The organism is Deinococcus aerophilus, from assembly GCF_014647075.1.
GTDB lineage: Bacteria > Deinococcota > Deinococci > Deinococcales > Deinococcaceae > Deinococcus > Deinococcus aerophilus.
In genome coordinates this window covers 1-18782 of sequence record NZ_BMOM01000042.1, presented here as the reverse complement: position 1 = coordinate 18782, position 18782 = coordinate 1, and the positions used below count along the sequence as shown (strand labels likewise).

Annotated in this window: 16 protein-coding genes and 4 tRNA genes; 4 read left to right on the top strand and 16 right to left on the bottom strand. The window is 67.9% G+C overall.

What is annotated here, in order from left to right:
* Window positions 1-289: 289 nt before the first annotated feature.
* The 4 genes from IEY21_RS15425 to IEY21_RS15410 all read right to left on the bottom strand — a co-directional run bounded on the left by IEY21_RS15425 (window position 290) and on the right by IEY21_RS15410 (window position 690).
* Window positions 290-364 (bottom strand) — tRNA-Thr (locus tag IEY21_RS15425).
* Window positions 365-386: 22 nt separating this feature from the next.
* Window positions 387-459: transfer RNA gene (locus tag IEY21_RS15420), tRNA-Gly, on the bottom strand.
* Between the two features lie 3 nt (window positions 460-462).
* Window positions 463-548: transfer RNA gene (locus IEY21_RS15415), tRNA-Tyr, on the bottom strand.
* A gap of 66 nt (window positions 549-614) precedes the next feature.
* Window positions 615-690 (bottom strand) — tRNA-Thr (locus tag IEY21_RS15410).
* A gap of 386 nt (window positions 691-1076) precedes the next feature.
* Here IEY21_RS15410 and IEY21_RS15405 point away from each other — a divergent pair.
* The 3 genes from IEY21_RS15405 to msrB all read left to right on the top strand — a co-directional run bounded on the left by IEY21_RS15405 (window position 1077) and on the right by msrB (window position 5415).
* The gene (locus tag IEY21_RS15405; protein WP_188905238.1) at window positions 1077-2993 is read left to right on the top strand and encodes an ABC transporter ATP-binding protein; all 1917 of its coding nucleotides are present in this window, start codon (window positions 1077-1079) and stop codon (window positions 2991-2993) included.
* On the top strand, window positions 2990-4882 hold the full coding sequence (locus IEY21_RS15400) for an ABC transporter ATP-binding protein (RefSeq protein WP_188905233.1): 1893 nt from the start codon (window positions 2990-2992) through the stop codon (window positions 4880-4882). The genes IEY21_RS15405 and IEY21_RS15400 overlap by 4 nt, the downstream gene beginning before the upstream one ends.
* A gap of 77 nt (window positions 4883-4959) precedes the next feature.
* On the top strand, window positions 4960-5415 hold the full coding sequence (gene msrB, locus IEY21_RS15395) for a peptide-methionine (R)-S-oxide reductase MsrB (protein ID WP_188905232.1): 456 nt from the start codon (window positions 4960-4962) through the stop codon (window positions 5413-5415).
* Window positions 5416-5437: 22 nt separating this feature from the next.
* On the opposite strand, the gene IEY21_RS15390 is transcribed toward msrB, so the two are convergent.
* From IEY21_RS15390 to IEY21_RS15335, 12 genes are all read right to left on the bottom strand, one after another.
* Window positions 5438-6592: a hypothetical protein gene (locus IEY21_RS15390; protein WP_188905231.1), complete on the bottom strand. Its 1155-nt coding sequence runs from the start codon at window positions 6590-6592 to the stop codon at window positions 5438-5440.
* Between the two features lie 100 nt (window positions 6593-6692).
* Entirely contained in the window at window positions 6693-7484 is a 792-nt protein-coding gene (locus IEY21_RS15385; RefSeq protein ID WP_229753162.1) for a CAP domain-containing protein, read from the bottom strand.
* Window positions 7485-7605: 121 nt separating this feature from the next.
* Window positions 7606-8451 (bottom strand): CAP domain-containing protein, encoded by an 846-nt coding sequence (locus IEY21_RS15380; RefSeq protein WP_188905230.1) that lies wholly within the window; start codon window positions 8449-8451, stop codon window positions 7606-7608.
* A 179-nt stretch (window positions 8452-8630) separates the two neighbouring features.
* Window positions 8631-9314 carry a hypothetical protein gene (locus IEY21_RS15375; RefSeq protein WP_188905229.1) on the bottom strand — a complete coding sequence of 228 codons (684 nt, stop codon included), beginning with the start codon at window positions 9312-9314 and terminating at the stop codon, window positions 8631-8633.
* Window positions 9315-9336: 22 nt separating this feature from the next.
* Window positions 9337-10788: a sigma 54-interacting transcriptional regulator gene (locus tag IEY21_RS15370; RefSeq protein WP_188905228.1), complete on the bottom strand. Its 1452-nt coding sequence runs from the start codon at window positions 10786-10788 to the stop codon at window positions 9337-9339.
* A gap of 79 nt (window positions 10789-10867) precedes the next feature.
* Window positions 10868-11362, bottom strand: coding sequence for a hypothetical protein (locus IEY21_RS15365; protein ID WP_188905227.1), 495 nt, complete (start codon window positions 11360-11362; stop codon window positions 10868-10870).
* Between the two features lie 82 nt (window positions 11363-11444).
* Window positions 11445-12509 carry a PP2C family protein-serine/threonine phosphatase gene (locus tag IEY21_RS15360; protein ID WP_229753161.1) on the bottom strand — a complete coding sequence of 355 codons (1065 nt, stop codon included), beginning with the start codon at window positions 12507-12509 and terminating at the stop codon, window positions 11445-11447.
* 110 nt (window positions 12510-12619) lie between these two features.
* On the bottom strand, window positions 12620-13168 hold the full coding sequence (locus tag IEY21_RS15355) for a DUF1684 domain-containing protein (protein WP_188905226.1): 549 nt from the start codon (window positions 13166-13168) through the stop codon (window positions 12620-12622).
* A complete protein-coding gene (locus IEY21_RS15350) occupies window positions 13165-13380 on the bottom strand; it encodes an RNA-binding S4 domain-containing protein (protein ID WP_188905225.1) in 216 nt (71 codons plus the stop codon). The genes IEY21_RS15355 and IEY21_RS15350 overlap by 4 nt, the downstream gene beginning before the upstream one ends.
* 60 nt (window positions 13381-13440) lie before the next feature.
* Window positions 13441-14205, bottom strand: coding sequence for a hypothetical protein (locus IEY21_RS15345; RefSeq protein ID WP_229753160.1), 765 nt, complete (start codon window positions 14203-14205; stop codon window positions 13441-13443).
* Complete coding sequence (locus tag IEY21_RS15340; protein ID WP_229753159.1) at window positions 14202-14711, bottom strand: hypothetical protein; 510 nt, start codon at window positions 14709-14711, stop codon at window positions 14202-14204. Before IEY21_RS15340 ends, IEY21_RS15345 begins: the two co-directional genes overlap by 4 nt.
* Window positions 14708-15700, bottom strand: a complete 993-nt coding sequence (locus IEY21_RS15335) for an Ig domain-containing protein (protein WP_229753158.1) — start codon at window positions 15698-15700, stop codon at window positions 14708-14710. Before IEY21_RS15335 ends, IEY21_RS15340 begins: the two co-directional genes overlap by 4 nt.
* Window positions 15701-15791: 91 nt before the next feature.
* Between IEY21_RS15335 and IEY21_RS15330 the strand changes: the two genes are divergently transcribed.
* Entirely contained in the window at window positions 15792-18743 is a 2952-nt protein-coding gene (locus IEY21_RS15330; protein WP_188905224.1) for an insulinase family protein, read from the top strand.
* The last annotated feature ends 39 nt before the right edge of the window (window positions 18744-18782 follow it).

The window sequence follows — 18782 nt, the reverse complement described above, 5'->3', positions numbered from 1 at the left end:
GGTGGTCTTGCCGTGGTCGACGTGGCCGATGGTGCCCACGTTCACGTGCGGCTTCGTGCGCTCAAACGTTCCTTTTGCCATGGTCAAATCCTCCTGAGGGATGGTGCAAGAAATGGAGATCAAACTGCCTGTATGGAATCGAGTGACGCTGGTGTTGTTCCGCAGCCGCGGCCAGGTACTCCAGGCAAGCCTTGCCAGTGTACTCGTCTGTTCCGCGCTCGCCAAGACCTGCGTCTTAACCTGAAAGGAGAATGGTCCGCAATTTTCTGCGGACCATTCGCTGGAGATCTGGAGCTTCTGGTCGGGATTGAACCGACGACCTCTCCCTTACCAAGGGAGTGCTCTACCACTGAGCTACAGAAGCTTGGGCTTCCAGGACAAAGAAAAGCGGGAAACGAGACTTGAACTCGCGACATTCAGCTTGGGAAGCTGACGCTCTACCAACTGAGCTATTCCCGCGTGTGGTGGGCAGGGGCGGATTCGAACCGCCGTACACGTACGTGAACAGATTTACAGTCTGTCGCCTTTAACCACTCGGCCACCTACCCGGATTGTCAAGCCACAATACCCTTTGAAACTTCACGCGGTCCATCTGTGGTGAAAGAACAGCGTGTTGGAGCCACCCAGGAGAATCGAACTCCCAACCTTCCGATTACAAGTCGGGTGCTCTACCAGTTGAGCTAGGGTGGCACCCTACCCAGAACAGCTGGACCCAGAACGGTTGGCCTGAGCGCGGAAGCGGCCCGCCAGGCGCGATCACTTCCGGCTGGGAATAGTAGCACTGCCCCCCAGGTGTGTCAATCGTGCCGCGCCGGTGCCCCAGGTCGGCCGGTGGCTGGGGGCAAAAAGGCGGCCCTCGGGAGGTCTGCGGAGGTGGCCGCGACCGGGTTCAGGACGCGGTCTTCCGGCGCGTGGCGGCATAAAGGTTATGCGCCATTCGGCGCATTCGCCTCCCGGCCATCCGGCGTATGCTGTCCGCCGCACGGGCAGACCTTTGCCCCGAATTCTTCGTCTCTTGCCTTCCCCTTTCGAGGTTTCCCTTGGACAGTCTGCGCTCCCTGTGGCCCTATCTGAAAATGCACCGGCGGCAGTATCTGATCGGTCTGGTGCTGGTGGTCATTGCCAACAGCGTCAACCTGTTGCCGTTCTATTTCATCCGTCTGACCATCGACGGCCTGACCGGCGCCCGGGACGCCGATCCCGGCACGGCCGGCATCACCCTGACCCAGGCCGGGCTGTACGCCCTGGGCATCGTGGGCGCAGCGGTGACGGCAGGTACCCTGATGCTCTTTATGCGCCGCCTGATCGTGGTCGCCTCGCGCCAGACCGAATACGAAGTCCGGCGCGACATCTTTGGACACCTGCAGACGCTGGACAAGCCGTATTACGACCGTGCGAGCACCGGCGACCTGATGAACCGACTGACCGGCGACCTCAGCGCCGTGCGCGAAATGCTGGGCTTCGGCGCGTGGCAGATCGTGAACATCGTGTCCGGGTTTGCCACGGCCTTTGCGGTGATGTTCAGCCTGAGCTGGCAGCTGACCCTGATCGTGCTGGCGGTGCTGCCGATCATCGTGGGTGTGCTGACGTACCTCGCGCGGCTCATCAGCACCCGCCACCGGCTGGCGCAGGAGCAGAACTCCAAGATCGCGGGCAAGGCCCAGGAGAACTTCAGCGGCGCGCGGGTGGTCAAGGGATACGCCATCGAGGACCGCGAGGTCGCCGAGTACAAGGCGATGAACTTGGAACTGCTGCGGCGCAACATCGCCCTGACCAAGGTGGACGGACCGCTGCGGTCCTTTACCAGCCTGCTGCTGGGTCTGGCGTTCGGCCTGATTCTGCTTGTGGGCGGGCGGCTGATCATTGACCCGGCGAACGCACAGACCTTCACGGTGGGCATGTTCGTGCAGTTCGTGGGGACCCTGGAGCGCCTGACCTTTCCCATGCTGATGGTCGGCTGGATCACTGGAGTCATTCAGCGTGGGTTAGGCTCGTGGCGGCGGTTGCGGGAACTGTATGATGCCCGCCCGCAGGTGCAGGACGTGCCGGGCCGCACCGACACGAGCATCCGGCAGCTGCGCGGTGATCTGAGCTTTGAGAACGTGTCGGTTCAGTACGGGGACCGCGAGGTGCTGTCGCACATCAACCTCAGCGTGCCTGCCGGAACATTCCTGGGCATCACGGGACCTACCGGCAGCGGCAAGACGGTGCTGGGGCAGCTGATCACCCGCAGCATGGACCCCACCTCCGGCGTGGTGCGGCTGGACGGCCACGACGTGCGCGTGATTCCGCTGACCGCGCTGCATGACGCTGTGGCCGTCGTGCCGCAGGAGCCGTTCCTGTTCAGCGACACCATCGCCAACAACATCGCCTTCGGAATAGAAAAGCAGGAGCTGCCCCCGGTGCCGCTGGGGGTCAGTGTGGTGGGCCTGCCGGTTCTGCCGCACGTTCCCCAGAGCCCGGACCCGGCGCGGGTGGAGAACGCCGCGCGCCTCGCCGGACTTCTGGATGACGTGCGTGATTTCCCAGAGGGCTTTGGGACGATGCTGGGCGAGCGTGGCGTGACCCTCAGCGGCGGCCAGCGCCAGCGCACCGCTGTCGCGCGGGCCATCGTGCGCGAACCTGCCATCCTGATTCTGGACGACAGCCTCTCGGCGGTGGACACCGAGACCGAGCGCAAGATCCTGGACGGACTGCGTGAGGTCAGCGCGGGCCGCACCGTCATCCTAATCGCCCACCGGGTCAGCACCCTGCGCCACGCCGACCGCATCGTCGTGCTGGAAGAGGGCCGCGTGACCGAGGCGGGCAGCCACGATGAACTGCTCGCGCTGGGCGGCCACTACGCCGAACTCGAACGCCTGCAGCGCCTCGCGAGCGATCTGGACGAGGAAGGTGGAGCGCCCGGCGATCCCGAGGTGGCGGCCGACCGCTTGGCCGCACGCCGCGAAGCCATCCGCGCCGCACAACAGACCCGCCAGGAGGTGGTGAAATGACCGTGCCTACGGCTCCTGACGACGCCTACAAGAAGGAATTCGACGCCAATCTGACCCGGCGCATCCTGCGCTACATCCGGCCCTACCTGCCGTTCGTGATCGGCGGCGTAGCGCTGGCGCTGCTGATCTCGCTGGCCTCACCGCTGTTCGCCCTGATCCAGCGCCACGCCATCGACACTTACCTGACGCCGCTCGCCCTGCAACGGCAGACCGATCTGGACGCGGTCTACCGGGGACTGACCCTGACGGCGCTGCTGTACATGGGCCTCAAGGTGCTGGAATTTGTGTTGCAGTACGCCTTTGCCCTGGCCATCGGCTATCTGGGCCAGAACGTGCTGCGTGACATCCGCGCCGACGTGTTCGGCAAGCTGCAACGCCTGCATCTGGCCTTTTTCGATCAGAACCCGGTGGGCCGCCTGATTACCCGCGTGACCAGCGACGTGGACGCCATCAACCAGTTCATCACCGGCGGACTGGTCAGCCTGATCCAGAGCACCTTCGTGATCGTGGTGTACGTGGTGATCATGCTCAGCGTGAACTGGCGGCTGGCGCTGATCAGCTTTACCGTGCTGCCGGTGCTGTACTTCGCCACCAACTTCTTCCGCACCCGCCTGCGCGACGCCTTTCGCAACACCCGCACGCAGCAGGCCATCGTGAACAGCAAGCTCAACGAGAACATCACCGGGATGCTGACCGTGCAGCTGTTCGGGCGCGAGCGCCGCAGCGCCCTGGATTTCGAGCACAGCAACCGCAGCCTGCTCATCGCCAACGAGAACAGCGTCTACTGGTTCTCGCTGTTCATGCCCACGGTGGCCATCCTGGGGCAGGTCGCCGTGGCACTGATCCTGTACTTCGCCTCGCGCCAGATCCTGGGTGTAGGCACCGACGCCAGCGGCGCGCTGCAGACTGGAGCGGTCGCCGGGGCAATCACGGTCGGCACGCTGTTCGCCTTCGTGCAGCTGTCCCAGCAGCTGTTTCAGCCCATTCAGGACCTGGCCGACGTGTTCAATAACCTGCAGGCCGCCATGGCGTCTTCCGAGCGGATCTTCGGGGTGCTCGACACCGAGGAGGAGATTGCCGACAAGCCGGATGCCCGGACGCTGCCGAACTTCGAGGGCCGGGTGGACTTCGAGGGGGTCTGGTTCTCCTACGACCAGACCGTGACGGCCCAGACCTCCGATGACGATGACCGCTGGATTCTGCGCGGCATTGACCTGAGCATCGCGCCGGGCGAGAGCGTGGCCCTCGTGGGCGCGACGGGCGCGGGCAAGACCAGCGTCACCGCCCTGGTCAGCCGCTTTTACGACGTGCAGCGCGGAGCCGTGAAGGTGGACGGCTCAGACGTGCGCGACCTCGCGCAGCACGACCTGCGCAAGCATGTGGGCGTGGTGTTGCAGGACGTGTTTCTGTTTGCCGGCACCATCGAGAGCAACCTGACCCTGAACAACACCGAGATTCCCCACGAACGGGTGGTCGAGGCCTGCAAGTACGTGGGCGTCCACGACTACATCCTGTCGCTGGAGCGGGGCTACCAGACCGAGGTGCGCGAGCGCGGCGCCACCCTCTCGACCGGACAGAAGCAGCTGCTCGCCTTTGCCCGCGCCCTGATCCAGAATCCCGACATCCTGCTGGTGCTCGACGAGGCCACCGCCAACGTGGACACCGAGACCGAGCTGAGGATTCAGCAGGCGCTCGTCAAGGTGATGTCCGGACGCACCTCCATCATCATCGCCCACCGCCTGAGCACCATCGAGCACTGCGACCGCATCGTGGTGATGCGCAAGGGCCGCATCGTGGAGCAGGGCAGCCACCGCGAACTGCTGGAAAAGGGCGGCTACTACGCCCGCCTGCACCGCCTGCAGTACGCCCAGGCGGACGCGGCAGACTGAGCTGCTGAAGAAGACTTCAAGGCACGAGAGGGCCGCCCCCCACGGTTGGAGGCGGCCCGTGCTCTTACACTCGCAGCATGACCCCTTCCAAGTACCGCAAGCCCAGCGAAGCCGAACTGCGAGACCGCCTGACCCCCGAGCAGTACCGCGTGACCCAGCACGAGGGCACCGAACGCGCCTTTACCGGCGAGTACTGGGACACCGAAGACGACGGCATCTACGTGGACGTGGTGTCGGGCGAGCCGCTGTTTTCCAGCACGGACAAGTACGACGCGGGCTGCGGCTGGCCCAGCTTCACCCGTCCGATCCAGAACGTGCAGCTCACCGAGAACACCGATTACAAGATTGGATACGCCCGCACCGAGGTGCGCTCGGGCAGCGCGGATTCTCACCTGGGCCACGTGTTTCCCGACGGCCCGCAGGACCAGGGTGGCCTGCGCTACTGCATCAATTCGGCGGCCCTGCGCTTCGTGCCGGCAGAGCAGCTGGAGGCGGAGGGCTACGGCGAATACCGCGCGCTGTTTCAGAAATAGACCGACGCATAAGCAGGATGCCTCAGCGGCCCGCCCAGCGGTGCAGCGTCCCCGCCTGATCGCCCACCCAGATCTGCCCCGAGAAGTGCAGGAGGTTGCTGGTGAACACGCCGTTCAGCGGCAACTCCTGCCGGACGGAGCAGGCCGCCGGACACTCCAGCCACAGCAGGCGGCGGTGGTCCTGTGACGGGACGACCGGCTGTCCCGGAGCCACCAGTACGGCGGCGTCCAGATTGCGGCTGCCGATGCTGTGGTTTGAGACTCCCTCAGACACGACAGTGGGCCGGAGTGTTCCGTTGTCCTCCTCATAGCGGGTCAGGCGGCCTCCGATATGCGGGGTCTGCACAGCCCAGAGCTGGCCATAGCCCACGACGGGGGCCAGCCAGCGGTGCGGCTGTCCGAAGTCGGGTCCGGCGGCCCTCAGGGTCAGCTCCTCTGCATTTCCCTCCACGAGGACCAGGGCCCCGCCACCGCCGGGGCTGGAGCGGACGACGGCCACGACGTCTCTGTTTTCCTGCCAACGCAGGGGCCGGGCCTGCAGGTCCTCGAACACGTAGGGAGCGGGTAGGGTCAGCCGGGCGAGCACACCCAGGGTGTGGCGCTCGAAGACCGTGAGTTCGGTGGCCTCGGTGCGGTCCCCCAGGATGCCGTGGTCGGAGCGCTGGGCATCCGGCCGGGTCAGGGCGACGATCTGCCCGTGGCCCGTGCCGGTCAGGTCCGCCAGCGTGAGCTGGGCATCGGGAAGCAGTCCGGCGGCCTGGCGGGCGGTCTCCTGCCAGCCGTCACTGGCTGCCTCGAAGCGCACCAGCTCGCCTGAGCGCGACACCGCCACGATGCCGGAAGACAGGCAGAGGGGGAGGGCCAGCGGCGACAGGTCGCGGGCAGCGGCGCGTTCGACTGCCTTTCCCGTCCACACCTGAAGTTGCCCCGCGTCATTGATTCCCACCGCCCGGCCCGCACAGGCGGTGACGAAGTGGCGCGCGAAGTCGTGGGCCAGCGCGCGGACCTGACCGTCCCGGATGCCCAGCAGCTGCGCGTGGGAGGTGACGGCGTACACCTGATCCTCCCCGGCGGCCAGCCACATTGCCGGGGCGGGCAGCTGAACCGACGTTTCCTGCACCTGCGCGTCCGGCCCGGGGGACAACAGCAGGGTCAGCAGAACAATCAGGCGGCGCATCCTCACTGGAGACCTGCCGGGGAGACGCCGGGACGTGTCCAGGGGTTCAAGCCCCTGCAGGTTCTGCGGACGGGGGCCGGGCACAATGTCGTCTGGGCCTTCACTGGGTCCCAAAATCCTGCACCCAGTAGCGCTTGGCCGCCCGTGAGGTTGCCAGACCGATGCCCAGTTCGGTATACGCGCTGCCCATCAGGTTGCGGCAGTGGCCCTCGCTGCCCAGCCAGCCGGCCACGACCTCCTCCGGGGTGGCCTGGCCCGCGGCAATGTTCTCGGCCACGGCCCGCCACTCGTACCCGCTGGCGCTGATGCGTGCGGCGGGGGCGCGTCCATCGGGAGCCACGTGGTTGAAGTAGTTGCGGGCCGCCATGTCGGCGGCGTGGGCCTGCGCCGCCGCCTGCAGGCGGGCGTTGGCACGCAGCGGCGGGGCGGGCGGATAGGCCTGGGCACCGCAGGTGTGGCCCCGGGCGCGGGCGGCATTGGTGAGGTCCAGCACCCGCTGGCTCAGGGGATCCAGCGTCGGCGCGGGCTCCGGCGCGGGCCGGGGGGTCACCCGTACCTGAAACTCGCTGACCGTTGCCGGGCGCGCGGCCAGGGCGGCGCGGATGGTGGCGCGGCCCGCCCCGACGGCGCTGATCTGCCCCGACACCGTGACGGTGGCGACCCCGGGGTCGCTGCTGGTCCACCGGAACTCCTGGGGCCGGGCGACCTGGCCGTTCAGCGACATCTCGATCTGCAGGGTCTGGCCCTCTCTCAGCGTCCGTTCCAGGGCAGCCGCAGGGTGGGAGGTCAGCGCCTCGGCAGGGCGGCGGGTGACCGTGCAGGCGCTGAGGGCAGGCACCAGCAGGGCGGCGGCGAGGGAAGCCGGAACAAACAGCGAAGACGAGCGGCGCACCCCGCCATTAAAAACCCTCACGCCCGGAATGGGGGTGAGAGGGAGGGGAAGAGCACCTTTTTCTGGCTCTCCCGGCGGTGTGGCGGGGGCGTGTCTACCCAACGGCTGCCCCCATCCATCCTCAGCGGGCGCCGAAGTCCTGCACCCAGTAGTGGCCGTAGCTGCCGCCCTGGGCATACCCTACGCCCAGCTCCTTGAAGCTGGCGTTCATGATGTTGCGGCAGTGGCCCTCGCTCTGCAGCCAGCCGGCGACCACCTGCTGCGGGGTGGTCTGGCCCGCGGCAATGTTCTCGCCGATGGTGCGGTAGGCGTAACCCGCTGCGGCAATGCGCTGCACGAAGGTGCGTCCGTCCTTGCTGGTGTGGCTGAAGTAGTTCTGCGCGGCCATGTCGCCCGCGTGGCCCTGCGCGGCCTGGCCCAGCTGGGTATTCAGGGTCAGGGCGGGCGCCGCCGCAAAGCTGGTGGCGCCGCAGGAGCGGGCCTGGGCGCGCGCCGTGTTCACGAGTTGCAGGATCTGCTGGGCCACCGTGCCGCTGGGGGTCGGGGTGGGGGCCGGGACCGGCGTGGGAACGGGGGTGGGGGCCGCGGCGCTCACGCTGACGCTGAAGTCCAGAAACGCGTTCGGGTTGGCGACCAGGGACGTGCGGACCGTGGCGGTGCCGGCCGCGACGGCCGTGATCTTTCCGGTCTGCGTGACGGTGGCGACGGCGGCATTGGTGGTGGTCCACCGCAGCTGTCCGGGCTGGGCGGGCTGCCCACCGACCGAGATATTGATCTGCTGCGTCTGGCCGACCGTGAGCTGCATGGACACCGGGGTGCCCAGGGCCGTCAGGACCCCGGGGGTAGCGCCGGCCACGCTGCCAGGTCCGGAGGTTTCAGGCGCGGCGGTGGGGGCAGTGGTGCTGCAGGCACTCAGGGTCGCGGCCAGCAGCACGAGGGCGCTCAGGCGCCTGAAGTTCGAAGACATGCCGGTTATTAGAAACGTCCGAACACCATTTATCGTGAGGAAATCTTTCTCATCACTCATGCAAATACAGAAGAGGTGGGACAGCGAAAAAACCCTTGTTTTGCCGAAATCATCACACAGAGTATTTCTCATTGAAAACAAATAAAAGAGCGGTCCTATCTTTTTTAACCCCCGAACTTTCAGCGTGGCTCCGCCGAATCCAGGCCATAGCCCACCCACCCGTTCGCTGTAACTGATTCCCCCAGGTCAGCCGCCCACGACCGGGGGACCGAGACCCTCAGGGCGGTCCCCAACTTTGCCGCCGTATTCAGGAGTGGGCGGGCGGCTTCCCCATCCAGCGCCCCCCACAGGTGGGCGGCGCCACCCGTGCCCCGCGCCTGCCACAGCAGCGCCCCCACCGCCTGACCGTCCCGGTAGGCCGTCAGCAGCGTGTAGGTCCGGTCGTGTTCCAGGCGGCCGGCCAGATGCCGCGCCAGCGCCGCCGCCCACCCGGGGGTGCCGTGCGCCGCACACAGCACCCCGGCCCAGGCTCCCAGATGCAACCGGCTGATCTGCTCGACCACCACGGGCGCGCCTTCCTGCGAATCTGTTTTTCGGTCCTGCCACGTACCGACCAGCACGGCGTCCACCTCACTCACCCCGGCGGGCAACTGTGCCGCGGCGAGCAGCGGGGGCTGGCCCTGCGCTTCATGCCACGCGAGCGCCGGGCGCAGATCCACCTCTCCGGCGGGCAGATATGTGGCGTTCAGCCCCAGCACGTTCACGCCCGGCGTCAGCAACGTGAGGGCGCCGCTCTCCTCCCGTTGCAGGGTAGAGAGCGGCGCAAAATATTCGGTCAGATCGTTCAGATCGGGCGCAAGCACCGGCTCAGCTTAAGCCCCCGGCTCAGTTCCAGCGGCCGCCGCGTTGCTGGCGGGTCTCGGGCTCGGGAGCGGCGTACAGTTCCTCGGCGCGCGAGAGCTTCTTGCGGCCGTACAGCCCTTCAAGCACGAATTCGGCTGCACTGACCCGCACGGCGTCGCTGCTGCTGCCCGCGACCTCGGCGGCCAGGTCATTCAGTCCCGGCACCTCGCGGGTGGCCTTCACGCCCGCCCCGGCCTCGCCGGACTGCGGAAACCGGAAGACGTTGCCGTCCTCAAACCACTTTTCCAGCTTCTGGGTGTCCATGCTGCCGCACAGGCGACCGTACACCGCACCCGCCGCCTTGCGGATTACTTCCTTGGCCACGTTGTCCGCGCCCTTGAGCTCGCCCTCGTACTCCAGTTCCATCTTGCCGGTGATGGCCGGCAGGCCCGCGTACACGTCGCTGACGCGCACCACCGGCTCATCCCCGGCAATCAGGCTGCGGCGCTCGGCGTTGGCGGCGGCCACTTCCAGCAGCGAGATGGGCAGGCGCTGAGACACCCCGCTCATCTTGTCCACCCGTCCGTCCTCGCGGGCCTGGAAGGCAATTTCCTCGATCAGCTCGGAGATAAAGCCCGGCACGGTGACCCCATCTGCCTTGACCGCTTCCTGCGCGGTGATGTCCATGCCCAGCCGCACGTCGGTGGGATAGTGGGTGCGGATCTCGCTGCCGATGCGGTCCTTGAGGGGCGTGACGATCTTGCCGCGCGCCGTGTAGTCCTCGGGGTTGGCGCTGAAGACCAGCATCACGTCCAGTTCCAGGCGGATGGGATAGCCCTTGATCTGCACGTCGCCTTCCTGAAGGATGTTGAACAGCGCCACTTGGACCTTGGGCGCAAGGTCGGCCAGCTCGTTGACGGCAAAGATGCCCCGGTTGGCGCGCGGCAGCAGCCCGAAATGCATGGAGCGGGTGTCGCCCAGCGAGGTGCCCAGGCGGGCGGCCTTGATGGGGTCCACGTCCCCGATCAGATCGGCCACCGTGACATCCGGGGTGGCGAGCTTCTCCACGTAGCGCTCCGCACGCGGCAGCCAGCGGATGGGCAGGTCCAGGCCGTGGGCCTCAAGCAGGTGGCGGCCCTCGGCGCCCACAGGGTTCAGAGGATCGTCGGGCATGTCCACACCGTCAATCACCGGCACCGTTTCGTCGAGCAGGCCGGTGATGGCCCGCAGGATCCGGCTCTTGGCCTGACCGCGCAGCCCCAGCAGGATGAAGTTCTGCCGTGCCAGCAGCGCGTTGACCAGTTGCGGAATGACGGTGTCGTCATAGCCGACCACGCCGGGAAACAGTTCCTCGCCGCTTCTGAGCTTGCGCGTCAGGTTCTCGCGCACCTCGTCCTGCACCAGCCGGATCTTTCCGTCGAAAGGGGTTCGTCCCGCGTAACCGGGCGTCTCCAGCAGTTCACCCAGCGTTCTGGCCCTGGCAATCGCAGTCATATGCGCAGAAAAGTAGCACGGGCCCGGGGGCGGGAATGTGCGGCTTGCTGGAGAATTTCGGGGTCCTGCCCGGCTTCGTTCAGGAGGGAGCCGAGGGCCCCGCCTCCTGCGCCTGTTCGTCTTCCAGCGCCTTGTAAGCGCACGCGGCTGCCAGGGCTGCGAGCCCCACAGGAGTGGTCACGACGCTGACCGTCACGTCCTTGCCCTCCAGGTGGCCCCCGATGCGGCCGCGCAGGCCATCGTCCTCGCAGCGCAGGTCCACGTCCTTGCCCGAGACGCGCCCGGAAAAACGGCCCGTGACCTGTTCGCCACGGATCTCAAGGTGCATGTCATCGCCGTCCACGCGCCCGCCCAGCCGGACGTGAACGGCGTGTGCGGTGACCGTACCGTGGGCATCGAAGCCGCCGAACGTCCCGCCGATGCGGCCGTCCACCTCCTCGCCCCGCAGCGTTAGATGGATGTCCTTGCCCTGAAAGTGTCCGCCGATGCGGCCGCGCAGCCGCTCGCCGTCCCAAGTTGCCTCCAGCGAGTAGCCCACCGTGACGCCGCCGACCCGTCCATGCAGGGTGCCCATGCCCTCAGGGTGCCACACCGGAGCCGGGCGGGGGGCGGCGGATGCCGCGCTGTGTCCCTGGCCGCTTCAGTGGGGAGAGCCCTCAGGTGTCGTGGTGCGAGCGCCCGGCTCCGCCGGGGCGGGTCATCTGGCCCAGCACGTCTTTCAGGACGGCGCTGGGCCGCGACAGGGTCGAGCGGGCCCGGCGCGTGAGCTGCAGGCGCTGCACCACGATGATGAAGACGAGCAGCGCGGTGCCCAGCAGACCGATCACCGCGCGCCAGCCGGGCAGCAGCATGACCCCCAGCAGCGTGAAGTACGCGATCATCAGCAGCAGGTAGGTGCTCAGGCTGTTGCCGCGCTGGGTGCTGAGCAGGATGTCTATGTAGGCCGGGCCGTCCTCGCGCTGCATCGGCAGGGCGTAGTTGGGCAACCGGGCGCTCTGCTGCACGTCCACCACCACGGCGGTGATGTTGTCCGGCCCCCCGGCGTCGTTGGCGGCATTGACCAGCAGCCGGGTGGTGGCCTCTGGAGTCAGCGGCTGGGCGAGCAGCCGCAGCAGATCCTCGTCGCACACCACGCCGCTCAGGCCGTCGCTGCACAGCAGCAGGCGGTCTCCGGCCTGGAGGGGCAGGCCGTACAGTTCCAGCCGCACCCGTTCCTCGCCGCCCAGCGCGTTGCTCACCACGCTGCGCCACTGGTGCTCGCGGGCCTCACGCTCGGTCATGTGGCCCAGGCGCACCTGCTCGCTGACCCAGGAGTGGTCCTCGGTCAGGCGGTGCAGTTCGCCGCCCCGCAGCAGGTAGGCGCGCGAATCGCCGACATGCGCGATCAGCAGCGCGCCGCGGTCGATCAGCGCGGCGATCAGGGTGGTGCCCATGCCCACGTATTCCCCGACGGCGTGCCGCACCACCGCCACGTTGGCGGCCTGCACCGCCTCGGCCAGCCGCACGGGCGGACTGCTGCGGCCCTCCAGGTAGTGCTGGCTCAGGGCGTCCAGCGCCAGATTGGCCGCCAGCTCCCCGGCGGCGTGACCACCCATGCCGTCGGCCACCGCATACAGTCCCCCCTGCGGCAGCTCCAGTGCCAGCGCCGCGTCCTGATTGACGCCGCCCTGACGCTGACGCCCCACATCGGTCAGCAGGCCGGACGACATTAAGGCGGGCATAAGCTCAATATAAGCGAATACTTCTTACGGGCCTCTATAAAATTTCTCATTTTTTGTGAAATTTTCCGCTGCGCTGTGCCTGGAGATGTGCCCATAGGGTGGCGTGGCCGTCAGTCCTGGCCGGGCAGTTTCTCCCCGGCGGGGATGGGCTGCGCGATCCAGTTCTCGCCGGGCGGCAGCGGGCAGGTCCAGCCGTCTCCGTAGGCGCAGTACGGCTGATAGGCCATGTTGAAATCGACCTCTATCAGCAGGTCGCCGCCCTCGGAGCGGGCCGAGACCGGGGCGTCCAGATACCGGCCGGCTCCGTAGGTCTCCTGACCGCTGGTGGCGTCCCGGAAGGGAATGAACACCCGTTGCGGCTGGTCTTCACCGGCAGGCACGAACACGCTCAGGGTATGTGGACCGCCGGGCAGCGGCAGGGTCAGCGTGCCGTACCGGTCCATCACACGCGGATCGCCGGTATTTGTCTCCAGCGTGAAGTGGGCCGCTTCCGATGCGGGCAGACGTTCGAGCATGGCCCGGAAGGCCCAGCGGGGGTCCGGCGCGAAGTAGCTCAGGCCGTGGAAGGCCTCCGGCGCCACCGGTCCCCGACCCGAGGAAAAGTGTTCGTCCTTGCGGCGGCGAAAGTCCAGCACCGCTTCCGCGTAGGGCGTGGTCACCAGTCCACCGCCACCCGCTGGCCCGCGTACTCGACGATGTCGCCCCGGCGCAGTTTCTTGCGGCGCCGGGTCTCGATCTGGCCGTTCAGGCGCACCTCGCCCCCCTGCACGCGAAACTTGGCCTCACCGCCGGTCTCGACCATCCCGCGCAGCTTCAGGAAGTCCTGAAGGTCAATGGTCTCCTGCTGCTCTGATCCGTGCGTGTGCGTCATACCCCGCAGCGTAGCAGGGCCCGCCGGTGTTGTTCAGGCGGATTCTGCCGGAGGCAGGGTTCAGGGCTGGTTGGGTGGGGCCGGCGTGGGCTCGGTGGGTGGCGCTGGCTCGGCCGGGGGTGCTGGCTGAGTGGGAGACGCCGGGGCAGGCGGCGTGGGGACCGGGGGAGCCGGGGTGGGGGAGGCCGGGGCCGCCCCCGGAGTTGCGGGCGCGGTGGGCTCCGGAGGGGTGGTCGGGGCTGCGGGGGCGGTGGCCGGCGAAGGCGTGACCTCAGGCCGGCTGGGCTGGGGTTTGTACTGGGTACTGAACAGGCGCAGGTCGGCGTCGTCCACCTTGCGGTCCTGATTGAGGTCGCCCACCGACGTGTTCTTGCCGTAATTGCTCATCAGAATCGCGAGGTCGGTCAGATCAATCTGGCCGTCGCCGTTCAGGTCCGCGCCGCTCAAGCGGGTGCGCGCGGCGGCGCTGGTCCACTCGGCGAAGCCCAGCTCGCGGGCCAGTTCCTGCTGCACGGCCTGCGCCAGCGGCAGCGGTCCGGCCGGATTGAACTCGATGCGCCGTTCGCCGCCGAGGGTGATGGTGCGCGCCGACAGGTCCGGATTGAAGGGCGCGGCGCTGGCTCCCGTGCCCCCCAGCGCCAGCACCGGCCCCGAGGAGGCGTCCAGCGTCACCGGCAGCTCCTTGGTGCTGATGGCCGCCAGCGCGGCCTGAACGGCGCGGGTCAGCTCGTCGCCCTGGGGACGCAGCTTGACGGTGGCGGCGCTGGCCCCCAGGGCGGAGGCGGCCACGAGCAGGCACAGCAGGCGGCTTACCCGGCCCTTCACTTGGCCTCCCGCGCGGCGCGGATGGCTTGCCGCAACTGGTCGGGCGTGGTGATGGGGCTGGCCTTGTCGCCCGCCGTGACCTGTCCATTCGTGATGACGTACCACCCCTGGTTAAAGCCGACCACCGGACTGTCGAGCTTGCGGGCATACAGCAGCGCGATCACCTCCTGTCCGGCGCGCACCTCCGGCAGATCGTTGACCCCCTGCAGGAAGAACAGCGCAGGCTGCCCCTCGTTCTGCGGCAGGCTGGCCGCGTCTCCGGCGATGGTCTCCAGCAGGGTCAGCGGGTACGCCAGATACGTGATTTCGCCGTCCTTGACATTCACTGCCGCGCCGACCCTGGCCCGCACGATGACCTCGGCCTTGCCCACCTGCTGCGCCAGCGTGAGCGGCGGCGCGGTGGTGGCCCCGGCCGGCGCGGTGCCCAGCAGCCCCAGCCACAGGGCGCTGCCCAGCACGGCGTGACTCAGCGCGGCGCGGCCCGGTCTCCAGCCCCGGCGCGTCACGGCTGTCCTCCCGACTTGGGCGGCGTGACCGGCGAGGGGGGATCTCCCGCGCCGTCTTCCGGCGCCGGGTCCGTGGGGGTCTCGGGGGCGGTGGGATCGGGCGGCGTGGTCTCGCCCGGAGGGGCCGGGTCCGCGGAGGGCGCCGGGTCGCTGGGCGCGGCGTCCGTCGGAGCGGCTGGAGGGGTGGGCTGCGCTGGACCGGTCGCTGGGGCCGTGTCCTGCTGAGGTGCCGGCGTGGCGGCGGTCCGGGGAGGTTCGGGCAATTTCTTCTCGGAGAGCAGCTTGCCGTCGCCGTCGCGGGCCTCGTAGCCCAGGGTGGCCGCGGTCAGGGTGGCGGCCTTTTGGGGTTTCACGCTGATCAGGGCGATGCGTTCGCCGCTGCGCGGAATGGTCTTGAAGCCCACGTCCATGATGAGCATCCGCCCGGTCTGTTGCCAGAACAGCACGCCGTTTTGCGCCGTGGGCTGGACCCGCGTCACCGTGACCTTCTCGGGCAATTCCCAGCTCAGCCGCGCGGCCCGCACCGTCCGGGGCGCGGTGATGGTCACCGGAATGCGCGTCTCGCCCCGGATCTCGCCGCCGGGCAGGGTGGGGGCCAGCGAGAGGGGAGGCAGCTCATTGACGTTGACGGTGTACTCGCGCGTGCGGGTGCTCAGGGTGGAGTCAGTGACCTCCAGCGTGAACTTGTAGGTGCCCTTGGTCGTCGGCGTACCGCTGAGCTGCTGTCCGCTGAGCCGGACGCCGGGAGGCAGGGTGCCGCCCACCACGCGCAGGGTGTAGGGGCCAGCTCCCCCTGCCACGCTGAGGTTGTTGGTGTACGCCTCACCCACATACATCACCGGCAGCCCCGTTCCGTTGTCGGCGAAGTACAGAACGTCACGGCCCCCGGTGTTGGAGGCGTCGGTCACGGGCTGGCCACAGCCGGCCAGCAGGACCCCGGCGCCCAGCACCAGGGCCAGTGCAGAGGGAAAACGGCGTTGATGGGCCATGTCACGCAGTTTACTCGCCGCCGGCCCAGGGAGCGGTGAGTGTCACATGATTTGCCGTGTTGGTGCGCGGGCCGGCGCTAGACTGGCCGCCATGACTGCTTCCACACTGGCTGCCCTGCCGCGCGCGGGCGAGCACCTGGGCCGCTACACCGTGACCCGCGTTGAGGAACTGCCCGAGATGCAGGGCCACCTGATTCTGCTCTCGCACGAGAATGGAGCCAGACATGCCCACGTGGTCCGCGACGACGACAACAGCGCCTTTGGGGTGACCTTCCCGACCGTGCCGCGCGACAGCACCGGCGTGGCGCACATCCTCGAACACATCGTGCTGATGGGCAGCCAGAAGTACCCGGTGCCCGATCCCTTCTTCGCGATGCTGCCGCGCAGCCTGAACACCTTCATGAACGCGATGACCAGCAACGACTGGACCACCTACCCCTTTTCCACGCGCAACGAGAAGGACTATTTCAACCTGCTGGGCGTGTATCTGGACGCCACCTTCTTTCCGCTAATGCGCTACGAGAGCTTCCGGCAGGACGGCCACCGCTTTGAGTTCGAGACGCCCGACGATCCCACCACCGAACTGAAGCTGCAGGGCGTGGTGTACAACGAGATGAAGGGCGCGATGGCCTCGGCGGGCGCGGTGATGTGGCGGGCCTTTGGCAAGGCGCTGTATCCGGACCTCACCTACGCCAACAACAGCGGCGGCGCGCCGAACGACATCCCGGCCCTGACCTACGACAACCTGCGGGCCTTCCACGCCGCGCACTACCACCCCAGCAACGCCTACTTTTACAGTTACGGCAAACTGCCGCTCTCGCGGATTCTGGACGAGATCGAGGCGCATGTGATGTCGCGCTTCAGCGCCCAGACGCTGGACGTGAGCATTCCCGACCAGACTCCCTTCGACGCGCCGCGCCAGGAACGTGTGGAATACCCGGGCAGCGACACGGAGCGCGGCACCCAGGTCAGCGTGATGTGGAAGCTGGGGCTGAGCAGCGACGCGGACGCGAACCTACGCTGGAGCGTGCTCAGCGACGTGCTGCTGGGCAATGCGGGCGCGCCGCTGACCCGTCCCCTGATCGAGTCCGGATTGGGCAGCGCGCTGGCCGACCTCAGCGGTTACCGCGACTCGTTCCGCGAGGGAGCTTTCGCGGTCGGTCTCAAGGGGCTGGGGGCCGGACAGCTGGAACCGGTGGAAACGCTGGTGCTGGACACCCTGCGCGCCATCGTGCAGGAGGGCATCGATCCCGAGCTGATCGAGAGCAGCCTGCACCAGTTCGAGATCGGGCAGAAGGAGGTCAGCAACTCGGGCTTTCCGTACGCCCTGGGCGTGATGTTCCGCATGCTGGGGCCGTGGCTGAACGGCGGCGACCCCGTGACTGGGCTGCGCCTGGACGCTGAACTGGAGCGGCTGCGTACCGACCTGGCCGCGGGCCGGGTCTTTGAACCCATGATTGAGCGCGAACTGCTGGGCAATACCCACCGCGTCACGCTGGAACTGGCTCCCGATCCCGAACTGGTGGTCCGGATGGAGCAGGAGGAGCGCGAGCTGGTGGAGCGTCTCAGCGCCGACTTCACCGACGAGGACCGGGCGCGCATCGTGGCCGAGAGCCTGCGCCTCCAGGAGCTGCAGGCGCAGGACAGCGATCCGGACGTGCTGCCCACCCTGGCCCTGTCCGACGTGCCCGCCAGCGTGCCCCCGGTGCCCTACGACACCGAGGAGATGGGCCGGGCCACGGTGGCCCGCGTGCCCCAGCCCACCGGAGGCCTGAGCTATCTGGACGTGCAGGTGCGGCTGCCCGAGGTGCCGGCCGACCTGCTGGACACGTTGCCGCTGTACGCCTTTGCCGTGACGAAAAGCGGCGCGGCGGACATGGATTACGTGGCCCTGACCCGACGCATCGAGGCCGTGACCGGCGGCGTCAGCGCCAGCGTGGGCACCGGGGTACGCCCCGACGATCTGCGGGCCCTGCGCATGAGCCTGACCTTCAGCGGCAAGGCCCTGGCCCGCAACGGGGACGCGCTGGTGGAGGTGCTGCGTGCGGTCATCGCTGCCCCCAGATTTACCCTGGAACGGCTGGAGCAACTGCTCAAGCAGCGGCTGTCGGGCCTCAAGGCGAGCGTGGTGCAGTCGGGCAACACCTACGCCGAGCGGCTGGCCGCCGCCCAGGTCAGTCCCGCCGGGGCCATCGGCGAGGTCTGGGGCGGCCTGAGTGCGCTGGCCAGCCTCAAGGCCATTGTGGAGGGGGGAGGCCTGCAGGAACTGCTCGACCGCTTCGGGCGGATTCATGACCTGCTGCTTGCCGGAGTGCCCGTGCTGTGCCTGACCGCCACCGAGGGGGACCTCGACCTTGACCTGTCGCCGCTGACCGAGCTGTTCACCGGAGACGCCGCGGTGGGCCGCCCGCAGCCCGACCTGCGTGCGAAGGCCCCACAGGCCCGCACCACCGATACGCCGGTGGCCTTCAACGCCGTGGCCTTCGAGACCGTGCCGTACACCCACCCCGACAGCCCCGCGCTGCTGGTGCTTTCACGCCTGCTGAGAAGCGAATACCTGCTCAAGGAACTGCGGGAGAAGGGCGGTGCGTATGGCGGCGGCGCCTCCTTCGATCCGCGTGAGGGGGTCTTCGCCATGACCAGCTACCGCGACCCGCACATCGCCCGCACCTATCAGGTGTTCCGCGACGCCCGTCAGTTCCTCGACAGCGCTCTGGGAGAGCGCGAGGTCACCGAGGCGATCCTGGCGTCCAGCAAGATGCTCGACCCGCTGACCAGCCCCGATACGGTGGGCCGCCTGCGTTTCTTTGGCGACCAGGCCGGCTACACGCCCGAGGTGCAGCAGGCATATAAGACCCGCCTGCTGGCCGTGCAGCTTGCCGACCTCAAGCGCGTGATGGACACCTACCTGACGCCGGAGCGTGCCGCCTACGCCCTGGTCAGCGGCCGTGATCCCAATGCAGAGGTTGGGGCGCTGGGGCTGAGCTTTGAGGTCAGCGCGGCTGACGGCCTGACACAAAGTATGAGAAAGCGTCCCCGGTAGGGGACACTTTCTGTTTGTGACAACCGAAAATGCCACCGG

What these genes read in the sequence shown, in the direction of transcription:
- IEY21_RS15405 (WP_188905238.1), top strand. Translation starts at nt 1,077, where the DNA reads ATGCACCGGCGGCAGTATCTGATCGGTCTGGTGCTGGTGGTCATTGCC.
- IEY21_RS15400 (WP_188905233.1), top strand. Translation starts at nt 2,990, where the DNA reads ATGACCGTGCCTACGGCTCCTGACGACGCCTACAAGAAGGAATTCGAC.
- msrB (WP_188905232.1), top strand. Translation starts at nt 4,960, where the DNA reads ATGACCCCTTCCAAGTACCGCAAGCCCAGCGAAGCCGAACTGCGAGAC.
- IEY21_RS15390 (WP_188905231.1), bottom strand. Translation starts at nt 6,592, where the DNA reads ATGCGCCGCCTGATTGTTCTGCTGACCCTGCTGTTGTCCCCCGGGCCG.
- IEY21_RS15380 (WP_188905230.1), bottom strand. Translation starts at nt 8,451, where the DNA reads ATGTCTTCGAACTTCAGGCGCCTGAGCGCCCTCGTGCTGCTGGCCGCG.
- IEY21_RS15370 (WP_188905228.1), bottom strand. Translation starts at nt 10,788, where the DNA reads ATGACTGCGATTGCCAGGGCCAGAACGCTGGGTGAACTGCTGGAGACG.
- IEY21_RS15365 (WP_188905227.1), bottom strand. Translation starts at nt 11,362, where the DNA reads ATGGGCACCCTGCATGGACGGGTCGGCGGCGTCACGGTGGGCTACTCG.
- IEY21_RS15360 (WP_229753161.1), bottom strand. Translation starts at nt 12,509, where the DNA reads ATGCCCGCCTTAATGTCGTCCGGCCTGCTGACCGATGTGGGGCGTCAG.
- IEY21_RS15350 (WP_188905225.1), bottom strand. Translation starts at nt 13,380, where the DNA reads ATGACGCACACGCACGGATCAGAGCAGCAGGAGACCATTGACCTTCAG.
- IEY21_RS15335 (WP_229753158.1), bottom strand. Translation starts at nt 15,700, where the DNA reads ATGGCCCATCAACGCCGTTTTCCCTCTGCACTGGCCCTGGTGCTGGGC.
- IEY21_RS15330 (WP_188905224.1), top strand. Translation starts at nt 15,792, where the DNA reads ATGACTGCTTCCACACTGGCTGCCCTGCCGCGCGCGGGCGAGCACCTG.